Origin of the sequence: Thiohalocapsa sp., assembly GCF_022340605.1 — a bacterium.
Lineage (GTDB): Bacteria > Pseudomonadota > Gammaproteobacteria > Chromatiales > Chromatiaceae > Thiohalocapsa.
On record NZ_JAJDNQ010000039.1, the window covers coordinates 29,833 to 48,606 of the forward strand.

The 18,774-nt window shown below is 69.6% G+C and carries 14 protein-coding genes; 6 read left to right on the forward strand and 8 right to left on the reverse strand.

Translation table 11 applies throughout. The annotated features are described in order from the left end of the window. Nucleotides 1-219 precede the first annotated feature (219 nt). The 3 genes from LJE69_RS05070 (at nucleotide 220) to LJE69_RS05080 (ending at nucleotide 4,047) form a co-directional block, all read left to right on the forward strand. Nucleotides 220-1,791 (forward strand): DegQ family serine endoprotease, encoded by a 1,572-nt coding sequence (locus LJE69_RS05070; RefSeq protein WP_296922137.1) that lies wholly within the window; start codon nucleotides 220-222, stop codon nucleotides 1,789-1,791. An 86-nt stretch (nucleotides 1,792-1,877) separates the two neighbouring features. Beyond that, complete coding sequence (locus tag LJE69_RS05075; protein WP_296922138.1) at nucleotides 1,878-2,555, forward strand: response regulator transcription factor; 678 nt, start codon at nucleotides 1,878-1,880, stop codon at nucleotides 2,553-2,555. Next, complete coding sequence (locus tag LJE69_RS05080) at nucleotides 2,545-4,047, forward strand: ATP-binding protein (RefSeq protein WP_367114629.1); 1,503 nt, start codon at nucleotides 2,545-2,547, stop codon at nucleotides 4,045-4,047. Before LJE69_RS05075 ends, LJE69_RS05080 begins: the two co-directional genes overlap by 11 nt. A gap of 104 nt (nucleotides 4,048-4,151) precedes the next feature. On the opposite strand, the gene LJE69_RS05085 is transcribed toward LJE69_RS05080, so the two are convergent. Beyond that, nucleotides 4,152-4,877, reverse strand: a complete 726-nt coding sequence (locus LJE69_RS05085) for a response regulator transcription factor (RefSeq protein ID WP_296922140.1) — start codon at nucleotides 4,875-4,877, stop codon at nucleotides 4,152-4,154. A 425-nt stretch (nucleotides 4,878-5,302) separates the two neighbouring features. Between LJE69_RS05085 and LJE69_RS05090 the strand changes: the two genes are divergently transcribed. Genes LJE69_RS05090 through LJE69_RS05100 form a run of 3 tightly spaced genes read left to right on the forward strand, consistent with a single transcriptional unit; the run spans nucleotide 5,303 to nucleotide 14,078 of the window. Beyond that, entirely contained in the window at nucleotides 5,303-6,490 is a 1,188-nt protein-coding gene (locus LJE69_RS05090; protein WP_296922142.1) for an EAL domain-containing protein, read from the forward strand. A gap of 27 nt (nucleotides 6,491-6,517) precedes the next feature. Next, a complete protein-coding gene (locus LJE69_RS05095) occupies nucleotides 6,518-6,940 on the forward strand; it encodes a response regulator (protein WP_296922144.1) in 423 nt (140 codons plus the stop codon). A 25-nt stretch (nucleotides 6,941-6,965) separates the two neighbouring features. Continuing rightward, the gene (locus LJE69_RS05100) at nucleotides 6,966-14,078 is read left to right on the forward strand and encodes a PAS domain S-box protein (protein WP_296922146.1); all 7,113 of its coding nucleotides are present in this window, start codon (nucleotides 6,966-6,968) and stop codon (nucleotides 14,076-14,078) included. A 61-nt stretch (nucleotides 14,079-14,139) separates the two neighbouring features. On the opposite strand, the gene LJE69_RS05105 is transcribed toward LJE69_RS05100, so the two are convergent. From LJE69_RS05105 to LJE69_RS05135, 7 genes are all read right to left on the reverse strand, one after another. Next, on the reverse strand, nucleotides 14,140-14,850 hold the full coding sequence (locus LJE69_RS05105) for a hypothetical protein (RefSeq protein ID WP_296922148.1): 711 nt from the start codon (nucleotides 14,848-14,850) through the stop codon (nucleotides 14,140-14,142). A gap of 395 nt (nucleotides 14,851-15,245) precedes the next feature. Next, nucleotides 15,246-15,761, reverse strand: coding sequence for a DUF302 domain-containing protein (locus LJE69_RS05110; RefSeq protein ID WP_296922150.1), 516 nt, complete (start codon nucleotides 15,759-15,761; stop codon nucleotides 15,246-15,248). Nucleotides 15,762-15,849: 88 nt separating this feature from the next. Beyond that, nucleotides 15,850-16,371: a hypothetical protein gene (locus tag LJE69_RS05115; protein ID WP_296922152.1), complete on the reverse strand. Its 522-nt coding sequence runs from the start codon at nucleotides 16,369-16,371 to the stop codon at nucleotides 15,850-15,852. Between the two features lie 196 nt (nucleotides 16,372-16,567). Then, nucleotides 16,568-17,533, reverse strand: a complete 966-nt coding sequence (gene hypB / locus LJE69_RS05120) for a hydrogenase nickel incorporation protein HypB (RefSeq protein ID WP_296922154.1) — start codon at nucleotides 17,531-17,533, stop codon at nucleotides 16,568-16,570. Nucleotides 17,534-17,622: 89 nt separating this feature from the next. Continuing rightward, nucleotides 17,623-17,997, reverse strand: a complete 375-nt coding sequence (hypA, locus tag LJE69_RS05125; protein WP_296922156.1) for a hydrogenase maturation nickel metallochaperone HypA — start codon at nucleotides 17,995-17,997, stop codon at nucleotides 17,623-17,625. Between the two features lie 150 nt (nucleotides 17,998-18,147). After that, nucleotides 18,148-18,447 carry a circadian clock KaiB family protein gene (locus tag LJE69_RS05130; protein ID WP_296922158.1) on the reverse strand — a complete coding sequence of 100 codons (300 nt, stop codon included), beginning with the start codon at nucleotides 18,445-18,447 and terminating at the stop codon, nucleotides 18,148-18,150. A gap of 43 nt (nucleotides 18,448-18,490) precedes the next feature. After that, complete coding sequence (locus LJE69_RS05135; protein ID WP_296922160.1) at nucleotides 18,491-18,685, reverse strand: hypothetical protein; 195 nt, start codon at nucleotides 18,683-18,685, stop codon at nucleotides 18,491-18,493. Nucleotides 18,686-18,774: the final 89 nt, after the last annotated feature.

Genomic DNA, 18,774 nt, shown 5'->3' on the forward strand with positions numbered 1-18,774 from the left:
CGGGTCAACCTACGCGTCCGTGGGCGCGGCCGCAAGTGATCTGCGCGCACCGGCATCGATACCGCGCCGGCGCACGTCAAATGTATGAAGAAAGCTTAATCTTGCCGCAACGCGGCAGTAACGGCGCGCAGAAGATCATATGTTGCAGGTAAAGACCATCAGCGGCGCCGCGCATCCGCACCAGCAGTTGCGGCGCCACAGTTTCCGAGGAGGATCGACATGCATCTTGCCGAGCATCATCGAGACAGCGGCGGCGCTCGGTCGCCGTGCGCCGCCGCCACAGCGCTGCCATTGCAGCAGGACCGCTTCAGGCGCGCGGCGCTGGCCTGGGCCATCATGCTGACGCTGGGTCTCGGCGGCGGATTCGCGGCCAGCAGCGACGCCCAGACCGCTGACCCCGGCGCCGCAACGCTGGAGCAGCCGGCGGGTCCGCCGAGCTTCGCCAACGTCGTCGAGCGCGTGACCCCGGCCGTAGTCAACGTCACCGTGGAAGAAAAGCCCGTCGAGCGGATGTCCATGAACGGCCACCCGCTGCCCGACGGTCTGCCTGAGGACTCGCCGCTGCGGCACTTCTTCGAGCAGTTCGGCGAGCAGTTCGGCGCCGTGCCGGACGTACCCATGCCGCACGAGCGCGAGGGTGAGGGCTCCGGCTTCATCATCGATCCGGCCGGCTACATCGTCACCAACAACCATGTCATCGAGGCCGCCGACAGCATCGAGATCACGCTCAACGACGGGCGCCAGTATCCGGCGCACGTCGTCGGCCGCGACCCGAAGACCGATCTCGCCTTGCTGAAAGTGGACGGCGCCCCGCCGCTGCCGCACGTGGAGCTCGGCGATAGTCACGACGCGCGCGTCGGCGACTGGGTGCTGGCGGTGGGCAACCCCTTCGGCCTCGGCGGGTCGGTGAACGCCGGCATCATCTCGGCGCGCGGGCGCGACATCAACTCCGGCCCCTACGACGACTACCTGCAGATCGACGCCCCCATCAACCGCGGCAACTCGGGCGGCCCGCTGTTCGACACCCGCGGCCGCGTGATCGGCGTCAACACCGCCATCTTCTCGCCGAGCGGCGGCAACATCGGCATCGGCTTCGCGATCCCCGCCGAGACCGCCGCCGGCATTGTCAAGGAGCTGCGCCAGACCGGCCACGTCGAGCGTGGCTGGCTTGGCGTACAGATCCAGCCGGTCAGCGAAGAGGTGGCCGGGAGCCTGGGCTTGAAGTCGGACAACGGCGTGCTGGTGGCCGACGTGCTGCCGAACAGCCCGGCCATGGCCGCCGGCGTGAAGAGCGGCGACGTGATCATCAAGGCCGCCGGCAAGCAAATGACGGAGTACCGGGACCTCACCAAGCTCATCGCCGGCATCAACGCGGGCACCAAGATCAAGCTGGAGGTCATCCGCGGCGGCAAGACGCGCACGCTCGATGTCACCATCGGCAGCATGCCGCAAGACGACCTTGCTATGACCCAGCCCGGCGAGGCCGCCGAGGCAGCGGGCTCGCGCATCGGGCTCTTCCTCGCGCCGCTGACACCCGAGATTCGCCAGGAGCGCGGCCTGGCAGCGGACGCCCCCGGCGTGCTGGTGGCGCAGGTGGAGGCGGGCAGCCCGGCGCAGCGCGCCGGCATCAAGGCCGGCAGCCTCATCTCCATGGTCGGCCAGGAGCCCGTGAAGTCCCCGGATGACGTCGCACGCGCCGTGCGCGAGGCCGCCGACCAGGACCGCCCGTCAGTGCTGCTGCGGGTGGAGCAGGATGGCGAGCAACGGTTCGTCGCCGTACCCTTCGCGTGATGAGGGACTAGCAACCAGAGGCCACGACTCGGGTCTTGGCCTCTGTAACCTGGCCCCTGGGACCTACCACCTGGACCCTTCCCCAGATGCGAGTTCTGATCATCGAAGACGACGCCCAACTCGCCGCCTACCTCAGCAAGGCCCTGCGCGAGGTGGGCGCGACCGTGGATCATGCCGCGGACGGCCGCCGGGGCCTGCTGCTCGCCGCCGGCAACGAGTACGACGTGCTGGTGGTCGACCGCATGCTGCCGTCCCTGGACGGGCTCGCGGTGCTGCGTACCCTGCGCGCATCCGACAACAACACGCCGGTCCTGATCCTGAGCGCCCTCGGCGAGGTGGACGACCGCGTCGAAGGGCTGCGCGCCGGCGGCGACGACTATCTGGTGAAGCCGTTTGCCTTCTCGGAGTTGCATGCCCGCATCGAGGCCCTGCTGCGGCGCGCCGTGCCCGAGGATCAGCCGCAGACCCACTTCAAGGTCGGTGACCTGGAGCTCGACCTGCTCAGTCGCGAGGTGAGCCGCGCCGGCAAGAAGATCCCGCTGCAGCCGCGTGAGTTCCGGCTGCTGGAATACCTGATGCGCCACGCCGGGCAGGTGGTCACCCGCACCATGCTGCTCGAGCACGTCTGGGACTATCACTTCGACCCGCAGACCAACGTCATTGACGTCCACATCAGCCGCCTGCGCGGCAAGATCGACCGCGACTTCGACCAACCCTTGGTACAAACGGTACGCGGTGCCGGTTACGTCATCCGTGAGCCCTGACGGCACGCGCGTTGTCGGCAGCGCCACCGCCGACCAGGTGGAGCAGAGCGGACCCGCGCGCGCCCGCGAGATCCTGGCCAGCTCCACGTTCCGCCTGGCGCTGCTCTACGCGTTCCTGATGGGCGGCTCGGTGCTGATCCTGCTCGGCTTCATCTACTGGTCCACCGCCGTCTACATGACGCGGCAGACGGACGCCACCATCGAGGCGGAGATCAAGGGCCTCGCCGAGCAGTACCGCAGCCGCGGCCTCTCCGGGCTCACCACGCTGGTGGCCGAGCGCAGCGCGCGCTCGCCGCGCGGCGCCGGCGTCTACCTGCTCACCGACGACGAATATCGACCGCTGGTGGGCAACATCGAGGCCTGGCCCGCCGCGGAGCCGGACGGCGACGGCTGGATCGACTTCCGCCTGCGCGACGCCGTCAGCGCCGACGACCGCGAGGAGGAGCACGCCGCCCGCGGCAAGGTGTTCCGGCTGCAAGGCGGGCTGCGCCTGCTGGTGGGCCGCGACGTGCGCGACCTCACCGCCATCCGCGGCCTGATTCGCGAGGCGCTGGGCTGGGGACTGGCCTTCACCGTCGCGTTGGCGCTCGCCGGTGGCTGGCTCATGAGCGCCGGCATCAAGCGTCGCATCGAGGCCGTGAACCAGGTGGGCCGCGAGATCATGGAGGGCGACCTGTCGCGGCGCATCGCCAGCGACGGCAGCGGCGACGAGTTCGACCAGCTGGCGGTCAACCTGAACCGCATGCTCGCCCGCATCGAGGCGCTGATGGCGAGCGTCCGGCAGGTGTCCGACAACATCGCCCATGACCTGCGCACGCCGCTGTCCAGGCTCCACACCAAGCTGAGCCAGCTGCGCGACGTGGACCTTGGCGCCGAGGCCGCCGCCGGCGTCGACGAGGCCATCGCCGACGCCGAGGAGCTGCTCGCCGCTTTCAACGCCCTGCTGCGCATCGCCCGGGTCGAGTCCGGCAGCCGCCGCGCCGCCTTCGCCGACCTCGACCCCGTGGTGCTGCTGCACGACGTCGCCGAGCTCTACGAGCCATTGGCGGCGGACAAGGGCCAGCACCTGGAGGTCTCGCCGGCGCAGTCGGATGCCGGTCCGGAGGCGCTGCATATCCACGGCGACCGTGACCTGCTGTTTCAGGCGCTCGCCAACTTGCTCGACAACGCCATCAAGTACACACCCCCGGGCGGACACATCCGTGTCGCCGTCACCACGGACAACGGCCACGTCGCCATAACCGTGAGCGACTCCGGCCCCGGCATCCCGCCGGAGCTGCGCGGCAAGGTGCTGCAGCGCTTCTACCGCATCGATGCGAGCCGCAGCGAGCCCGGCCACGGCCTGGGCCTCAGCCTGGTGCAGGCGGTGGCCCAATTGCACGGCGCGGAGCTGACGCTTGGCGACGCTGCACCCGGGCTGCGCGTGGCGCTGCGTCTCCCCGTCGCGCCCAAAGACGGGCCCCGCGGCGCGCGCGCCGGCAACGGGCACTGAAGCGCAGCGCCGCCGCCCGCGCGCTCCCGGGCCGTCGCCCGCGGCGCACTGAATCGGTTAGCGGCGGCCGTTGGGCAGGATCGCCGCGGTCCGTGCCGGCAGGGTCAGGAGGCGTTCGTGCGCGCAATCCGCGCGACACCTGCATCCAGCAGATCGAGCCGGTAGCCCCGGCTGCGCACCGTGGAGATCCGCAGCATGTCCATCCCGGCCGCGGCCAGCTTGCGCCGGATGCCGCTCACATGCACGTCCACCGAACGGTCCCCCGGCTCCCAATGCTCGTGCGGCAGCAGCTCGGCGCGGCGCACCGTATCGCCGGCCGCGGCCATCAGACGGTGCAGGATGTCGAGCTGCCGTTCGGTCAGCGTCACCTTTTGCGCCCGTCCGTCGCAGCGCAGCTCGCCGCGGATCTGATCGAGCTCCACCGGACCGAGGCGGAGGGTGCTGTCACTGCCCGAAGCCCGCACGCGCCGCCGCAGCACCGCGCGCACGCGTGCAGCGAGCTCGTCCATGGCAAATGGCTTGATCAGGTAGTCGTCGGCCCCGGCATCGAGGCCGCGCACGCGGTCGTGGATGTCGTCGCGGCCGGTCATGATGATCAGCCCGACGCCCGCGGTCAGCCCGAGCTCGGGGGCGAGCGTCAGACCGTCGTCCGTACCCAGGTTGAGGTCCAGCAGGACCAGGTCCGCGCCGCCACTGCGGAACAGCGTGCGAAATTCGACGAGGCCGCTAGCCAGGGCCGTGCTGTATCCCTGGCTGCGCAGGTAGCGCGCGACGCCCCTGGCCAATGGCAGGTTGTCCTCGACGATCAGGATGTGTGCGTCCCCTGGCATAGCGAGTGCCCTTAAGTTGTCAGTCGGTCTGTTATTTGGCGTGCGCCGGACGGCCCCGTATCGGTGTACAGGGCGCCTTTCACGATCACGGCCGTAGGACAATACCGATAAATCGGCGTTTCCCTAACGCCATTTCGCATCGGCAGCGCCAAAGCGACGGATTGTGACCTGCAGCCCAGCCAAGATGGCGGTTCCGGCGCACGATTCGTGCGATTCGTTACAAAACTTTACTGCAGAAGATAGGGGTTCTGACTAGGCTCTGATCACGAATCCGGGAATGCCCGAGCACCGATAGACGACTTCGGGCGCCGGGTATTCCACAAACAAATCGTGTGCGCTTGGGCGGCACGGCCCCAGGTCAGCGGACGCGGCTGCATGAGGATGTGATCACCCTGGCATCCTGAACAGCCAAGATACAGCAGCCCATGAACCTCACCTGCCTCGACGATGATCCACGCATGGAGCGCACGCTGCGGCGCTTCGCCGGACGCCTCGGTCACGGCCTGCGCTACCACGCCACCGCCGCCGCATTCAAGGAGGATGTGCTGAGCCACCCGCCGGGGTTGGTGCTGCTCGACCTGGAGCTCGGGCAGGAGACCGGGCTGGAGGTCGTGAAGTGGCTCGCCGACAAGGGCATACACGTGCCGCTCGTGCTGCTGTCCGGTCAAGGCGATGCACTGCTCGACACCGCCAGGCGTATTGCCAGCGCCAGCGGTCTCTCGGTACGCGGGGCGGTGAACAAGGCGTCGATGGTGCGCGACCTGCCCCCACTACTCGCCCGTGTCACGCCGCTGCCGCCGCGCGCGCCGCCGGCGAAGCCCGTATCGCGCGCGCCGCCAGCGAAGCCCGCGTCGCGCGCGGCGCTGGACGGCGAACGCCTCGCCGAGCACATCTGCGAGGGCCGCATCGAGCCCTTCTTTCAGCCCATCGTGGCCTGCGACGGCAGCCTGAAGGACGCCGAGGTGTTGACCCGGCTACGCTTACCCGACGGGACCGTGCTCGGCGCGCCGCAGATTATCCCGCTGGCGGAGTCGACGGGCCTGATCCTCTCCCTCACCGAGGCCTTGTTCAAACGCCTGCTTGCCGCGAAGGCGGAACTGTCGGAGCTGTCCCTGGCCCACCTGTCCGTGAACCTGAGCGTCGCGCAGCTCGACGTGGCGCTCACCACCGCACTGGTGCGCCAGCTACTCGAAGGGCTCGCGGGCTGCTGCGAGGTGCGGGTGGAACTGACCGAGAGCGCGAGCCTCGCCGACTCCCAGTCGGTGCGGGAACTGGGCGCGCAACTCCGCCTGCTGGGTGCATCGCTGGCGATGGACGATTTCGGCATCGGCTACTCCAGCATCCGCGCCCTGGCGGAGCTGCCCTACGACACGCTCAAGATCGATCTTTCGTTCGTCGCCGAGCTGTTCGACTCGAACAAGGCGGAGCGCCTGCTCGCGGCCATCCTCGCCATGTGCGACAGCCTCGAGCTCAAGGTCGTCGCCGAGGGCGTCGAGACCGAGGCGCAGCGCCGATGGTTGTGCGGCGCCGGGGTGGACCGCCTGCAAGGCTATTTGTTCGGGGCGCCGATGCCGCTGGCTGACCTGACGCGGAAGTTCCGCGGCAGCGGTTGACCGCCCCCTGGATCGAGGCCGCTCGCCATGACCGACGCCACAACCGGCGCAACCAACCCCAGGGTCCAGGTCGTCGACGACGACCCCCGCCTGCTCCAGGCCGCCCTGCGGCTGTTGCCGCGCTGGGGCTTTCGCTGTGACGCCTACAGCGACGCGCAGAGCGCACTCGCCGCCATCGAGCGCGACCCGCCGGACCTGCTAATCGTTGACATCTTCATGCCGGACATGGACGGGTTCCAGGTCATCGCCCGGGCGCGCCGGCTGGCCCCCCGGATGCGGATCATCGCCGTCTCCGGCGACGTCATCCGCGGCGAGGCCACCAACGTGCTGGCGATGAGCGCCGAGCTCGGCGCTGACGCTACGCTACACAAGCCGATCCGGCCCGAGGCGTTACACGCAAACCTCATAGCCCTGCTGCGCCCCCCGGCAGCGCAGGCCCCCGCCCGCTGAGTTCCTCACCCGTCAGGTTTCGTTCATGTCCGACCCACAGGCGACCCCCGGCGTGGCCGGGCAGCCGGCGGTGCGCGCCCCCAGCCGCCTGCCGTTCCATCATCCCGCGCTGCGCCAACTCCCGGAGACGCTGCTGCTGGCCCTGGCTGCGGTGCTCGGCAACTACTTCAGCGTGTCGCTGTTCTTCGGTGTCGAGATCCTGTTCGGCTCCATCGCGACCCTCATCGCCGTCGCGCGGCTCGGCGCCGTGCCGGGCCTGGTCGTGGCCCTGGTCGGCAGCGCCTATACGCTGCTGCTCTGGCACCACCCCTACGCCATGGCCATCTTCAGCCTGGAAGCCGGCGTGGTCGCCTGGCACCGCTACTGCACCCGGCGCAAGGGCCTGCCGGCACCGCCCCTGGCCGTATCGGTGGCGCTGTACTGGCTCTGGCTCGGCATCCCCCTGGTGCTGCTCCTCTACCACGACGTGCTCGGCATGGGCTGGCTGCCGACACTGCTGATCGCCGCCAAGCAGGCGCTCAACGGCATCCTCAACGCGGCCCTGGCGGGGGGGCTGCTCATTGTGCTCGGCTTGCTGGGCGGGCAGCGCGGTCTGCCGCGCCTCAGCGAGCTCTTGTTCAGCCTGTTGCTGACGGCCCTTTTACTGCCCGCGGTGGTGGTCACGGCCTGGGACAACAGCGATCTCAAGGACCGGCTGGAGCGTGAAACCGCCTACGACTTGCGCCTGTTCGGCGCGCTGATGGAGCGCACTCTGGCGCAAGCCGAGACGGCGGGCGTGGAGGCGCTGTCGGCCGAGCTCAAGCGCCTGAATGCGCTGGCGCGCGAGCGCCTGCGAGACGGGTCCCGCCCGCGGCTGTTCCTGGCCGACAGAAGCACTGGGAAGCCGCTGTTCGATGAGCCAAGCGCCGCGGAGTCGGTCATGCCAAGCGCGCAGCCGGGCCTGTCGTTGGTGCAGCCGGCCGAGCCGGCAGCGTCCGCCATGCAGCGCTGGCGCGCGACGCGCTACCGTACGGCGCTGCCCGCCGACGAGGTCGCCCCTGGCCGGGATCTCGTCATCGACGTCAGCGTCCAGCCGGTCATCGATGCTGTGCAGGTGCAGGTTGTCAAGCTTCTGGCGGCCTTGCTGGCGCTGAGTCTGGGCGCCGTGGTCCTCGCCCGGGCACTGAGCCGGCGTATCGTCGCGCCGCTGCTCTCCGTCACCGCGGCCACCCGAGAACTGCCCGCGGCCATCCGGGAGCAGCGCGCGTGGTCGGCGGCAACGCCGGGGCTGTTCGCCGAGACCGTGGAGCTCGGCGAGGCCGTGGATGCCATGGGGGGCTCCCTCAGTGACAGCTTCGACGCGTTGCAGTACGAGCGCGATGAACAGGTCCGCCAGCGCGCCTTGCTGGACCTGGAGGCCCACGGGCTGGCCTGGTTGGTGCACCATGGCGACGACGCCACCGCCTTTGCCGCGGACCTCTGCCAGCGAACGCACGGCGTCTTGCCCGCGCGGCGTTGCCTGCTCCTGCTACCGGCCGGCGACAATCGTCTGGCGCCCGCCGCCGCGCCGTGGCTGACCGCGGACCTGCGCGGCGAACTGGAGCGCCTGCTGTCGGCACCGGCGGTGGCAGCATCGCTGCAGCGGGCGCTGGCCGCCGGCGCGGCAACCGACCCGCCGGCCGAACTGGTGGACGGCGCAGGGGCGTTGGCGGCGATGCTGCGCGGCGGGCAGGTGCTGCCCGTGCGCGACCGCGACGGCCAGGGCCTTGGGCTCTTGATAACCGACGTGCCGGCGCAGTGCCGCGACGCCTTCGCCGGCGAGGTGCTGGCCAGGACCGCGACCCTGGCGGGCCTCGGGCTCGCCTCCATCCAGTTGCGTCGCCGGCACGACGTGCTGCTGGAGGCCCTGTCGCAGAGCGGCACCGGTATCGTGGTCACGGAGCGCAGTGGCCGGGATGACCTGCTGACCTACGCAAACCGCGGCTTCGAGGCGCTCACCGGCTACACCACCACCGAGCTTCAGGGCCAAGACCTGCGCCTGTTGCGCGACGGTGACGACGACCAGCCGGACCTCGTGCGGCTGCGCGCGTCCATCGCCGTCGAGGAGCACTGCCGCGTGGTGCTGCGCAACCGCCGCAAGGACGGCAGCGCCTATTGGTGCGCGTTGGCCGTGTCCCCGGTGAAGAACGAAAACGGCGTCGTGACCCACTGCATTGGCGTGCAGCAGGATGTCTCCGAGAGCGTGGAGACCGTCATCCGGCTGCGCGAGAGCGAGGCGCGCCTGACCGAGGCCCAGGCCATTGCCCACGTTGGCAGCTGGGAGATGGACATGGCCACTGGCGCGCTGCGCTGGTCCGACGAGACCTATCGCCTGCTCGGTGTCGAGCCAGGCGCCGTACAGGTGTCGCTCGACACCCTGTTTGCCGCCGTGCACCCGGACGACGTGGACAGGCTGCGCGCGGAGATCGCTGCCGCCCGCGAGCGCCCGGACGGCGCCTTCCACATCGAGCATCGGGTGATCTGGCCGAACGGCGACACGCACGTGCAGCTTGCCCAGGGGCGGATGCATTTCGATGCGCAGGGCCAACCCTGGCGCTTTGCCGGCACCACCTTCGACGTGACCGAGCAGCGTCGCGCCGAACAGGCCCTGCGCGCCGAGGAGGCGCGCTATCGGCTGGTGGTCGAGAACCTTAGGGACCTGCTGGTGCGCTTCGACCTGGAGCGCCGGTTCGAGTTCGTCAGCCCGTCCTTCTGCCGCACCTTCGGTCGCAGCGAGGCCGAGCTCATCGGCCAGACCTTTATGCCGCTGGTGCACCAGGACGACCACGCCGTCACCGAAGCAGCGATGGCCAAGCTGCAAGCACCCCCGTACGCCGCCACCGTGGAGCTGCGCGCCGATACCGCGTCTGGCTGGCGCTGGCTGCAGTGGTCCGGTAAGGCGGTGCAGGACGAGCGCGGTGAAGTCGTCGGCATGGTCGCCGTCGGCCGCGATATCACCGCGCGCAAAGCGTCTGAGCAGGCGCTGCGCGAGAGCGAGCAGCGCTTCCGCGCGCTGTTCGAGACCATCGGCGAAGGGGTCATCTACTACGACGCCGATGGTGTGATCACCGACGTCAATCCGGCGGCCTGCGAGCTGCTCGGCGCCTCCCGTGACGCACTGATCGGCCACCCGGCCGACGCCGAGCCCTGGGCGCTGTTGCGTGAGGACGGCAGACCGCTGCCACGTGAGGACTATCCGGCCCGGGTCGCGCTGCGCACCGGACGTGACACCGAGCCGACGGTGGTCGGGTTCACCGGCGGTGAGGAGGTGCGCTGGCTGCTCGCTAAGGCCCACCCCGACACGGCGCCCGGCGCGGACCGCCCGCACCTGGTGTTCAAGACGCTGGCGGACATCACCCGCCTGCTCAAGACCCAGCACCGACTGCAGGCCATCATCGACAGCTCACCCCACGGCATCGTCGAGATGGACGTCGACAGCCGTCGGTTGCTGTGGTGCAACGACGCCATGCTGACACTGTTCGGCTACGAGCGTGATGCGCTGATCGGCCTGCACGTGGACGACCTGCATCCCACCGCGTCCGAGCCTGCCGTGCTGCTGGACCTGGGCTCCAGCGATGAAGAGACGGACGCGGGCACTCTGAGCGTGCCCCTTTACGTGCCCTGCCTGCGCCGCGACGGTGCCCAGTTCTACTGCAAGATCGCCCCCGGCCTGATGCGGCTCGGCCCGGCACGGACCCTCACCGCCTTTTTCACGGACGTGACCCTGGAGTACCAAAGCCGTCGCGCCCTCGAAGCGAGCCGCCAGGCCCTGCTCAAGGCACAGGCCCTCGCCCATATGGGGTCCTGGGAATACGAGGTCGCCGACGATAACCTGTCCTGGTCGCCCGAGGTCTACCGCATCTTCGAGCAGAACCCGGACGCGTTCGGCGCCTCCTTCGGGGCGTTTCATGCGATTGTCCACCCTGACGACCGCGAGCGGCTGGTCCGCGCCTACGTCGCCGGTCAGGACGAGGGCGCCGGCTTTGATCTGGTGCACCGCCTGTTGCTGGCGGATGGGCGCATCAAGTGGGTCCACGAGCGCGCCGAGTTCGAGCGCGACGACGACGGCCGCGCCGTGCGCGCGCTGGGCACGGTGCAGGACATCACTGAGCGGCGCCTGGCGGAGCTGCGCATCGCCGAGCGCGAGGCCATGCTGAGCGAGCTGCTCACGCTCGCGGCGGACTTCGTCGATACCGGCGATACCGACATCGAGCATGCCAGCGAGCGTGCCCTCGCGCGCATCGGTGCCTTCATCGGCGTGGACCGGTCCTACCTGTTCGAGTATGACCCGGCCGCCGGCACCATCGACAACACGCTGGAATGGACCGCCGACGGCATCGCCGCGGCTATCGACGAAAACCACGACCTGCCGCTTACGGAGCTCCCAGCGCTGGCCATGGAGCTCGATGCACCCCAGCCCGTGGTCATCCCGCGGGTTGCCGACCTGCCCGATGACTGGGCGCATGAGCGGGACCTCTTCATCAGCCAGGACATCCAGGCCCTGCTGCTGGCACCGCTGGTAAGTGGCGGCGTCACGCAGGGCTTCATCGGCTTCGACGCGGTCCGCGCGCCGCGGGGGTGGACCGATGTGGAGATCCATTTTCTGCAGGTCTTCGCCAATATCCTGGCCTCGGCACGGCAGCGGGCCAGGGCGCTGTCGGCGCTGCGGGTCACCAACGCGCGTTACGAGGAGGTCTCGCGGCAGAGCCGAACCATGGCCTGGGAGATGGACGCCGACGGCCGTTACACCTACGTCAACGCCGCCAGCGAGGACCTCTTGGGGGAGCCGCCGGAGGCCCTGCTCGGGCGCCGCTGCACCGATCTGCTGACCGCCGATGCCGCGGCGGCCAGGCACGAGGCAGAGCGGCTGTTGGCCGCGAGGCGGCCTGTCAAGGACTTCATCAGCCCGCGCCGGCACAAGAACGGCGGTACCCTGTGGGTGCTCACCAACGGTATGCCGGTGTTCGACGCGCGGGGCCAGTGGCGCGGGTTCCGCGGCACCGACAAGGACATCACCGAGCACCACCTTGCGCAGCGACAGCTCCGGGAGAGTCGCGAGCGCCTCAGCGCCATCTTCGACAATGCCCCCATCGGCATCGCCCTGTTGGACGCCGAGCGGCGCATGCTGATGGTGAACTGGGCGCTGGCAGAGCTCATCGGCAGCAGTCCGGAGGCGCTGCAAGGCAGCAGCGTCGACGCGGTGGTGCACCCCGATGACCTGCCCGCGGCCCGCGCCCGCTTCAGCGATCTGCTGGCAGGGCGTCGTCCGGGATACCGCATCACCAATCGTTACGTGCGCCCTGATGGTCGCATGGTCTGGGGCGACCTGCGCGTGACGCTGTTGCCCAGCGCGCCGGGTACGCCGCCGGTGCCGCTGGCGATGATCGAGGACGTCACCGAGCTGCACCTTGCCCAGGAACGGCGCCAGGCGCTGGAAGCGACCCTCGCCGCCTACACCGCGCACCTAGAGGAGCTTCTGGACCTGGTCAACCTGTCGCTGCCGCCCGAGGAGCAGGTCCTCGCGCTGCTGCGGCTGGCCCAGCGTGCGCTGGGAATGGACCGCGCGAGCCTCGAGTCGATGCCGGGCAGGCGGCCCATGCTCGATGTCGTGGCCCGGTCCGACGACCTCGCCGCACCGCCCCCGGCCCTGCCGCCGCGGCTGCTCGACGCCGCGCTGGCGCAACCCGGGCGACCGGTCACCTGCTGTGACGATGCCTGGGGTGCGGAGGCCGCGGCGGCCGGCCGCGGCTGCTGCATCGTGCTGGCCGTCACGGACACCGGTGGCGAGGAGGAGCCAGAGCCACTGCTGTTGGTCCTGTGGGGTCGCCAGCGGAGTATTCAGCTCACCGACCCGCTGCGCCAACTGCTGCGCCTGACGGCCCAGCGCATCACCGCCGTACGCGCTCAGCAGCGGATGCAGCAGGACCTGGTGCAGGCCAAGGAGCGGGAAACCATCGGGCACCTCACCAGCGGCGTCGCACACGACTTCAACAACCTGCTCGGCGTCATCGATGCGAACCTGTTTTTCATCGAAGCCGCGGTGGCCGACTTTGATGTCGACGACGCGGAGCTGGGGCAGGTCCTGGAGGAGACCCGCAGCGCGCTGAGCCAGGCGAAGGTAGTCACCTCCGGCATGCTGTCCCTGAGCCGGGCCGGCGGTGTGCCGTTGGCCATCGTGCCACTGGAAGAGAGCATCGAGGAGTTGCTCGGCATTCTCCGCCATGTGCTGCCGCAGGCCATCGTCCTGGAGGCCGACATCCCGCCGGATCTGGCGGCGTGGACTAACAGCGCGTTCCTGCAGGCGGCGTTGTTGAATCTCGCGCTGAACGCCCGCGACGCGATGCCGGCCGGCGGGCATCTGCGCATTGCGGCCGCCCCCCGGCAGTGGGATGGCCGGGGCGAGCTGGGCGTGGGCTACCTATCGGCGGGGGAGTACGTCGAGGTCAGCGTCACCGACACCGGCAGTGGCATTTCGCCGCAGGCGATGGCGCGGATCTTCGAGCCGCTGTTTTCCACCAAGGCCAAGGGCCGCGGTCATGGCTTGGGGCTGTTCATGGTGAAGGAATTCGTGCTGCGGTCGGGCGCCGGCCTGGCCGTGAGCTCGGAGCAGAGGCAGGGCACCCGCTTCCGGCTGCTGCTGCCGGCGCGCCCGGCGACGCCCCCGGGAGGCGATGCAACGCCACCCGCTACGATAACCGCATTGACCGGCGGCGACGCACCGGCGCCGCGATCACTGGCTGGTCTGCGCGTGCTGGTGGTGGACGACGACCCGCGGGTGCGCGACGCCATCGGCCGGCTGCTCGTGTTGCAGGGTATCGCGACGGTCTTCGCGGAGCATGGCGAGGCGGCGCTGGCGCAACTGCGCGATGAACCGGGCGTCGACCTGGTGCTCACGGATATGGCGATGCCGGTCATGGACGGTCCGACCCTGCGCGCGCGTCTGCGCGAGGAGCACCCGGGGCTGCCGGTGCTCATGATGACCGGCCAGGAGAACCTCGCGGTGTCTGATGGGCATCACGGCGACAACCCGCCGGCGCTGCGCAAGCCCGTGGAGCCCGCGGAACTGCGTGCGGCGATCCAGGCACTGTGCTTTGGCCGGCCCCACAACGGCGGCGATTGACGGCGGCCGCGCCGTCGTGCCCGGCACCGACACAGCGTCGCGGAACGGCGAGACGCCGGCGCTATGGCGCGCCGGCCGCGACCTCGAACCAGGCCGGCTCCGCGGCGCGGCTCAGAGGGATTTGCAGGTGGTAGGTACTGGTCTTGCCGGGGTGCAGCACCTCGGCGGGCGTCTCCAGCCCAACCTGAGCCTCACCGAGCGGCAGACCTATGCGGTTGTACAAGGTGACCGTGGGCCTGGGCTCCAGGCGCTTCGCTGTGCCGTTGAACAGGGTCAGGCGGGTCTCAATCGACTGCCCGTTCTCCGCGGGCAAGAAGGTCACGTCCTGGAGCGGGTTGCGGTGTAGGTGGATCGGCGTGTAGCTGCGATAGGTGACTGCGCCGGCGGGTCGCTGAATGCCGAGCTCCCTGAGTGTGCTGAGCGCAGAGCGCAGGTCGTCGCGCGCCGCCGCGAGCTCCCGGTTCAGCCGGAGGCCCTGATGCCAGAGTGAATAGGCGAATGCGCCGGTCCAACTGCCCGCGACAACCAGCGCCATGACCGCGAGCCGGTAGCGGCGAACGGTACGCGAGCGCTCCACGGACCAGCGTCGCGAGTGCTTCGGCCGGCGCAGCGGCGGCGCGTTTGATTGCGTCGGCGGCGCCGCCAGAGGCATGGATTCCGCGAGCGCCGGGCTCGTTTTCCACGTCGCCTTCGGTCCAGCGGCTTGGCTGCACGCCTCCTGAAACCGCTGGTGCGGAATCAGTCGATGCCTGTTCTGGTCTATCGCGGACATCGTTTGCTCCCTGGTCGGCCTGCCGCGCGGCGGCGGTCCGGCTGCGGCTGAGCGCGCGTACCTGCGAATGTCGTACGGCGTTGCGCCGGCGACTTTGCTGCGCGCCCCGGATCGATCTCAGGATGCTAACGGGAACCCCTTGCCCTCACTGTAAAAATCGGTTAAGCCCAAGTCTCTCGCCGAAGCCTGGAAAGAGCCCATGCCAAGTCTGCTCTACTCACTCACCTTTCCCTCCCCCGCCGGTGAACAAGCGAAGACCTAAACCCAATGCTTGCTCCATCTCTGCGCATCCACCGTCAGGCTGGCCGGCGGCACGCGCTTAGTGCACGGCGGCGGGGCCGTCAGTCATCCGATGGCAGGCTGGGCTGCGGGCTGCGGGCTGCGGGCTGGGCGTGCTACCAACTGACCGCGCTGCTGGCGACGTCCTTCAGCATGTCGGCGATCTCGTGCATCACGGCGCTCGACTCGATTTCGGTGCGCGGGATTTGCCGGTGGACGACGTAGGTGGTGCCGGGGTCGTCCGGCAGGGTGTAGACGGCGATGATGAAGGGGCAGTTCACGATCCGCGCCGGGGCCTCGGCCAGCATCTTTCGGGACAGCACGGCGCTGCAGAACTCCACGGACTGGGCATGGGTATAGAGCGTCTCGTCCGTGCCGAGGTCCTTGCCCGTGCGCGTCAGCATGTCGCCCATGTGCATCACATTGTTGATGTACATGCCGCGCTCCTGAATCGCGAGCTTCAGCCCGTCGAGGACGTCCTCGAAGCTGCTGTCGCTCTCGTAGACCGCGTAGCCGTTGGTGGGAGCGGGGCCGGCCGCGGCCACCGCGCCCGGTAGGCTCGCCGCCATCAGCAGCGCCAGGGCACGCAGGTGCGTGGCGGGCTGCATGACGAGCAGGAGGTTGTGCGCCACGATGGTTCCTTAGCTGGGTCGATGATTATTCTGGCGGGTGGCCGGCGGCATGCGCCGCCGGCGAGGATACCGGCACCCGAGTGGGGGCTCAGTACTGATCCATAGGCCGGAACGCCGGCGCCGACGGCCAGCCCTCGCTGCTGCTCGACGCCCCGGCGCCGGCGGGTGCCGACGGTCCCTGCTGGCGGCTCTCCAGTTGATCGATGCGGCGCTTCAGCGCCTCGATCTCCTGGTCCTTCGACTTGTCCGAAGCGGCCGGCGCCGCGGAGGTGGCCGGCGCGGCGTAGCCCGGCGCGCCGTAGCCCAACGCGGGCGGATACCCGTAGCCGCCGCCATAGCCGGGCGCGCCGTAGGGGCCGTAGCCGCCGTAGCCGTAGGGTCCGCCGTAGCCGTAGGGACCACCGAAACCATAAGGCCCCCCACCGTAGGGCCCCCAGGGTCCTTCGTCGTAGTAATAGTCGTCGTTGTTGTTGTGGCCACCGCCGAACCAGCGGCCGGGATTGAACATGTCGCCGAAGTTCACCGCCTGGGCGGCCGGCGCGAGCGCCAGCAATGTCACGAGACCGACAGTGAGCGGGGCGGTGCGCAATTGCTTTGCCACGGTGGGCATCCTCCAAGGATTGATGTTGGGCTCTGTTGCGGCGTTGCCGTGAGGCCCGGCTGGGGCGCACGTCGCGGGGGCGGTGCGGTCCTGCTGCCGGGCCGATACTTTGCGCTGCGGGGCGCTCTCGCGCGGCCTTTCGCAGCCGAACAAGAATACTACAGTGCCGCGCGCCCGCGGCCCGCTGCGCTTATGGCGCGGGCGCTCAGCCCGATACGCGGTGCCCCGGGTGGCCGTGTCCGTCGTGGCCATGCGGATGGTGGCGGTGCTTGTCGCCGTGATCGTCGTGCTGGTGGTCGTGGTGATGGTCGTGCTCGGGAAGGGACGCAGGGGCGGCGTGCGCGTGGCCGGCATGGCCGCCGTGCAGCAGCGAGCCGTCGGGCTGCAACGCGGGGCGCGCCGTGGCGCCGCGCGTGAGGCGCTCGCGCTGGGCGCCGAGCTCGCCGCGCAGCCAGTCGAGCCAGGGCGCCAGGCTGTCTTGGGCGCGGCGGGCGCTGAGCTGCACGAAGGGCGCCGGGCTCGCCAGCTCGCGCAGGTGCCGCTCAGCATGCGCCGGGTCGAAGTCGTCTAGCACCGGCAGCAGGTCGGCCTTGGTGAGCAGCACCAGGTCCGCAGCGCGGAACATCACCGGATATTTGGCGGGCTTGTCGTCGCCCTCCGGCACCGATAGCAGCGTCACGTTGCGGTGGTGGCCGAGGTCGAAGCTGGCCGGGCAGACCAGGTTGCCGACGTTCTCGATGAACAGGATGTCGATGCCGGTGAGGTCCAGGCGATGCAGTGCCTCGTGCACCATGTGCGCATCGAGGTGACAGGCGCTGCCGGTGGCGATCTGCACGGCGGTGACGCCCTTGGCGCGGATGCGCTCGGCATCGTTCTCGGTCTCCAGGTCACCTTCGATGACGGCGACGCCGAGCTCACCGCCGAGGGCGTCGATGGTGGCCTCCAGCAGGCTCGTCTTGCCAGCGCCGGGGGATGACATGAGGTTGACGGCGAGGATGCCGCGCGCGTCGAAATGGGCGCGGTTGTGGGCCGCCTGGCGGTCGTTTTCGCCGAGGAGGCTCTGCAAGACCTCCACCGCCGCGTGGCCGGAGGCGGTCTCGGCGTGCTTGCCGCCGGGGCGAACCAGGTGCTCGTTGCCGGGGGTGATGTTGCAGCCGCAGGTGTCGCACATGGGATAGCTCCGCGTTGGTTGCCCTGTCGATGCGGGACTATAGCAGCGCCTGCGGGCGCTTTGACCCGCTTTCGCGAGGGGTCGGTGTGCTAGTGCGTCAGGTCATCCGGCAGATCGTCGGGGACGCTCAGCTCGAGGCTCGCGAGCAGCAGCTCGTCGCCGCTCACCAACCGCGTGCGCCAATCGCCGCAGGCACCGCAGAGCAGCCGGTTCGGCGCCGCTTCGGTCTCGGCGCCGCAGGCGGTGCAGTGCACCAGCACGCGGGCTGGCTCGATGTCGAGCACGGCGCCCTCGGCGATGGTGCCGGCGGCGGCGATGGGGTAGGCGCTCCGGAGCAGGTCCGCCTCCACGCCGGAGAGGGGGCCGATGCGGACCACGATGCGCTCGACGCGCTCGGCGGCGTGATCCGCGGCAACGCGCTGCACCTGGTCCAGGAGCGACTGGCACACCGACAGCTCATGCATGGGCGGAGAACTCGCTGGGCTTGGCACCGTCGGCCGCATCCGACGGGGCGGAAATTCGCGACGCTAACCGCGACGGCGTGCCGCGTCACTGACGGGGGTCAAGTGCCGTCGGGCCAGCCCCTGTCAGGCGGCGGAGACCGGGGGTGTAGCTCAGGTGGTGGAATCCGGCGTTGGATCACTCAGCACGAGCCTGAGCCGGGAGAGATCGGACAGGTCGCCGACCAGTCGTCGCTCGCAACCGCCGCTGCGGACCACCAGCGTCGGCGTCATCAGCACCCCCGCCTCGTCGGCGCGGTAGGGCTCCTCCAGCACGTCGATGACCTCGATCTCGTGCGGTGTCGTGAGCGTCTGTGCCAGCAGCCGCCGCAGCCGTGTTTCGGCCGCTTCCGGCGTCTCCTTGGCGCCGGCGACATAGAGCAGGAAACGAAGTCCGGTGGATGCGGTTGCCATGGTGCAAGTCTGCGGTGGGTGCCCGCGCTGCGCGACCCCGAGGTTAAGGGAATTCCGAGGTTTCGTCCGCGTCGCCGAGATCGAGGCTGCTGCGCACGATCGAGCGGATCTGCGCCGCGCCGAGTGGCTTGCGGGCAAGCTCGAAGCGGAGACCGGCGTCCCTGGCGGCACGCAGTTCCTGCTCGAAAGCGTCGCGAACTGCCTTCTCGTCGTCGATCACCAGGATGCGCTTTGGCATTGGGAAGAGCTGGCCGGGACGTGTAAGGAGTGGTGGAAGATGCCTAAGTAAAACCCCCATGCAGCCCCTATGTAAGCACGGTTCCTACA

Coding starts and splice junctions, on each gene's coding strand:
- LJE69_RS05070 (WP_296922137.1), top strand. CDS start 220: ATGCATCTTGCCGAGCATCATCGAGACAGCGGCGGCGCTCGGTCGCCG.
- LJE69_RS05075 (WP_296922138.1), top strand. CDS start 1,878: ATGCGAGTTCTGATCATCGAAGACGACGCCCAACTCGCCGCCTACCTC.
- LJE69_RS05085 (WP_296922140.1), bottom strand. CDS start 4,877: ATGCCAGGGGACGCACACATCCTGATCGTCGAGGACAACCTGCCATTG.
- LJE69_RS05090 (WP_296922142.1), top strand. CDS start 5,303: ATGAACCTCACCTGCCTCGACGATGATCCACGCATGGAGCGCACGCTG.
- LJE69_RS05095 (WP_296922144.1), top strand. CDS start 6,518: ATGACCGACGCCACAACCGGCGCAACCAACCCCAGGGTCCAGGTCGTC.
- LJE69_RS05100 (WP_296922146.1), top strand. CDS start 6,966: ATGTCCGACCCACAGGCGACCCCCGGCGTGGCCGGGCAGCCGGCGGTG.
- LJE69_RS05105 (WP_296922148.1), bottom strand. CDS start 14,850: ATGTCCGCGATAGACCAGAACAGGCATCGACTGATTCCGCACCAGCGG.
- LJE69_RS05115 (WP_296922152.1), bottom strand. CDS start 16,371: ATGCCCACCGTGGCAAAGCAATTGCGCACCGCCCCGCTCACTGTCGGT.
- hypB (WP_296922154.1), bottom strand. CDS start 17,533: ATGTGCGACACCTGCGGCTGCAACATCACCCCCGGCAACGAGCACCTG.
- hypA (WP_296922156.1), bottom strand. CDS start 17,997: ATGCATGAGCTGTCGGTGTGCCAGTCGCTCCTGGACCAGGTGCAGCGC.
- LJE69_RS05130 (WP_296922158.1), bottom strand. CDS start 18,447: ATGGCAACCGCATCCACCGGACTTCGTTTCCTGCTCTATGTCGCCGGC.
- LJE69_RS05135 (WP_296922160.1), bottom strand. CDS start 18,685: ATGCCAAAGCGCATCCTGGTGATCGACGACGAGAAGGCAGTTCGCGAC.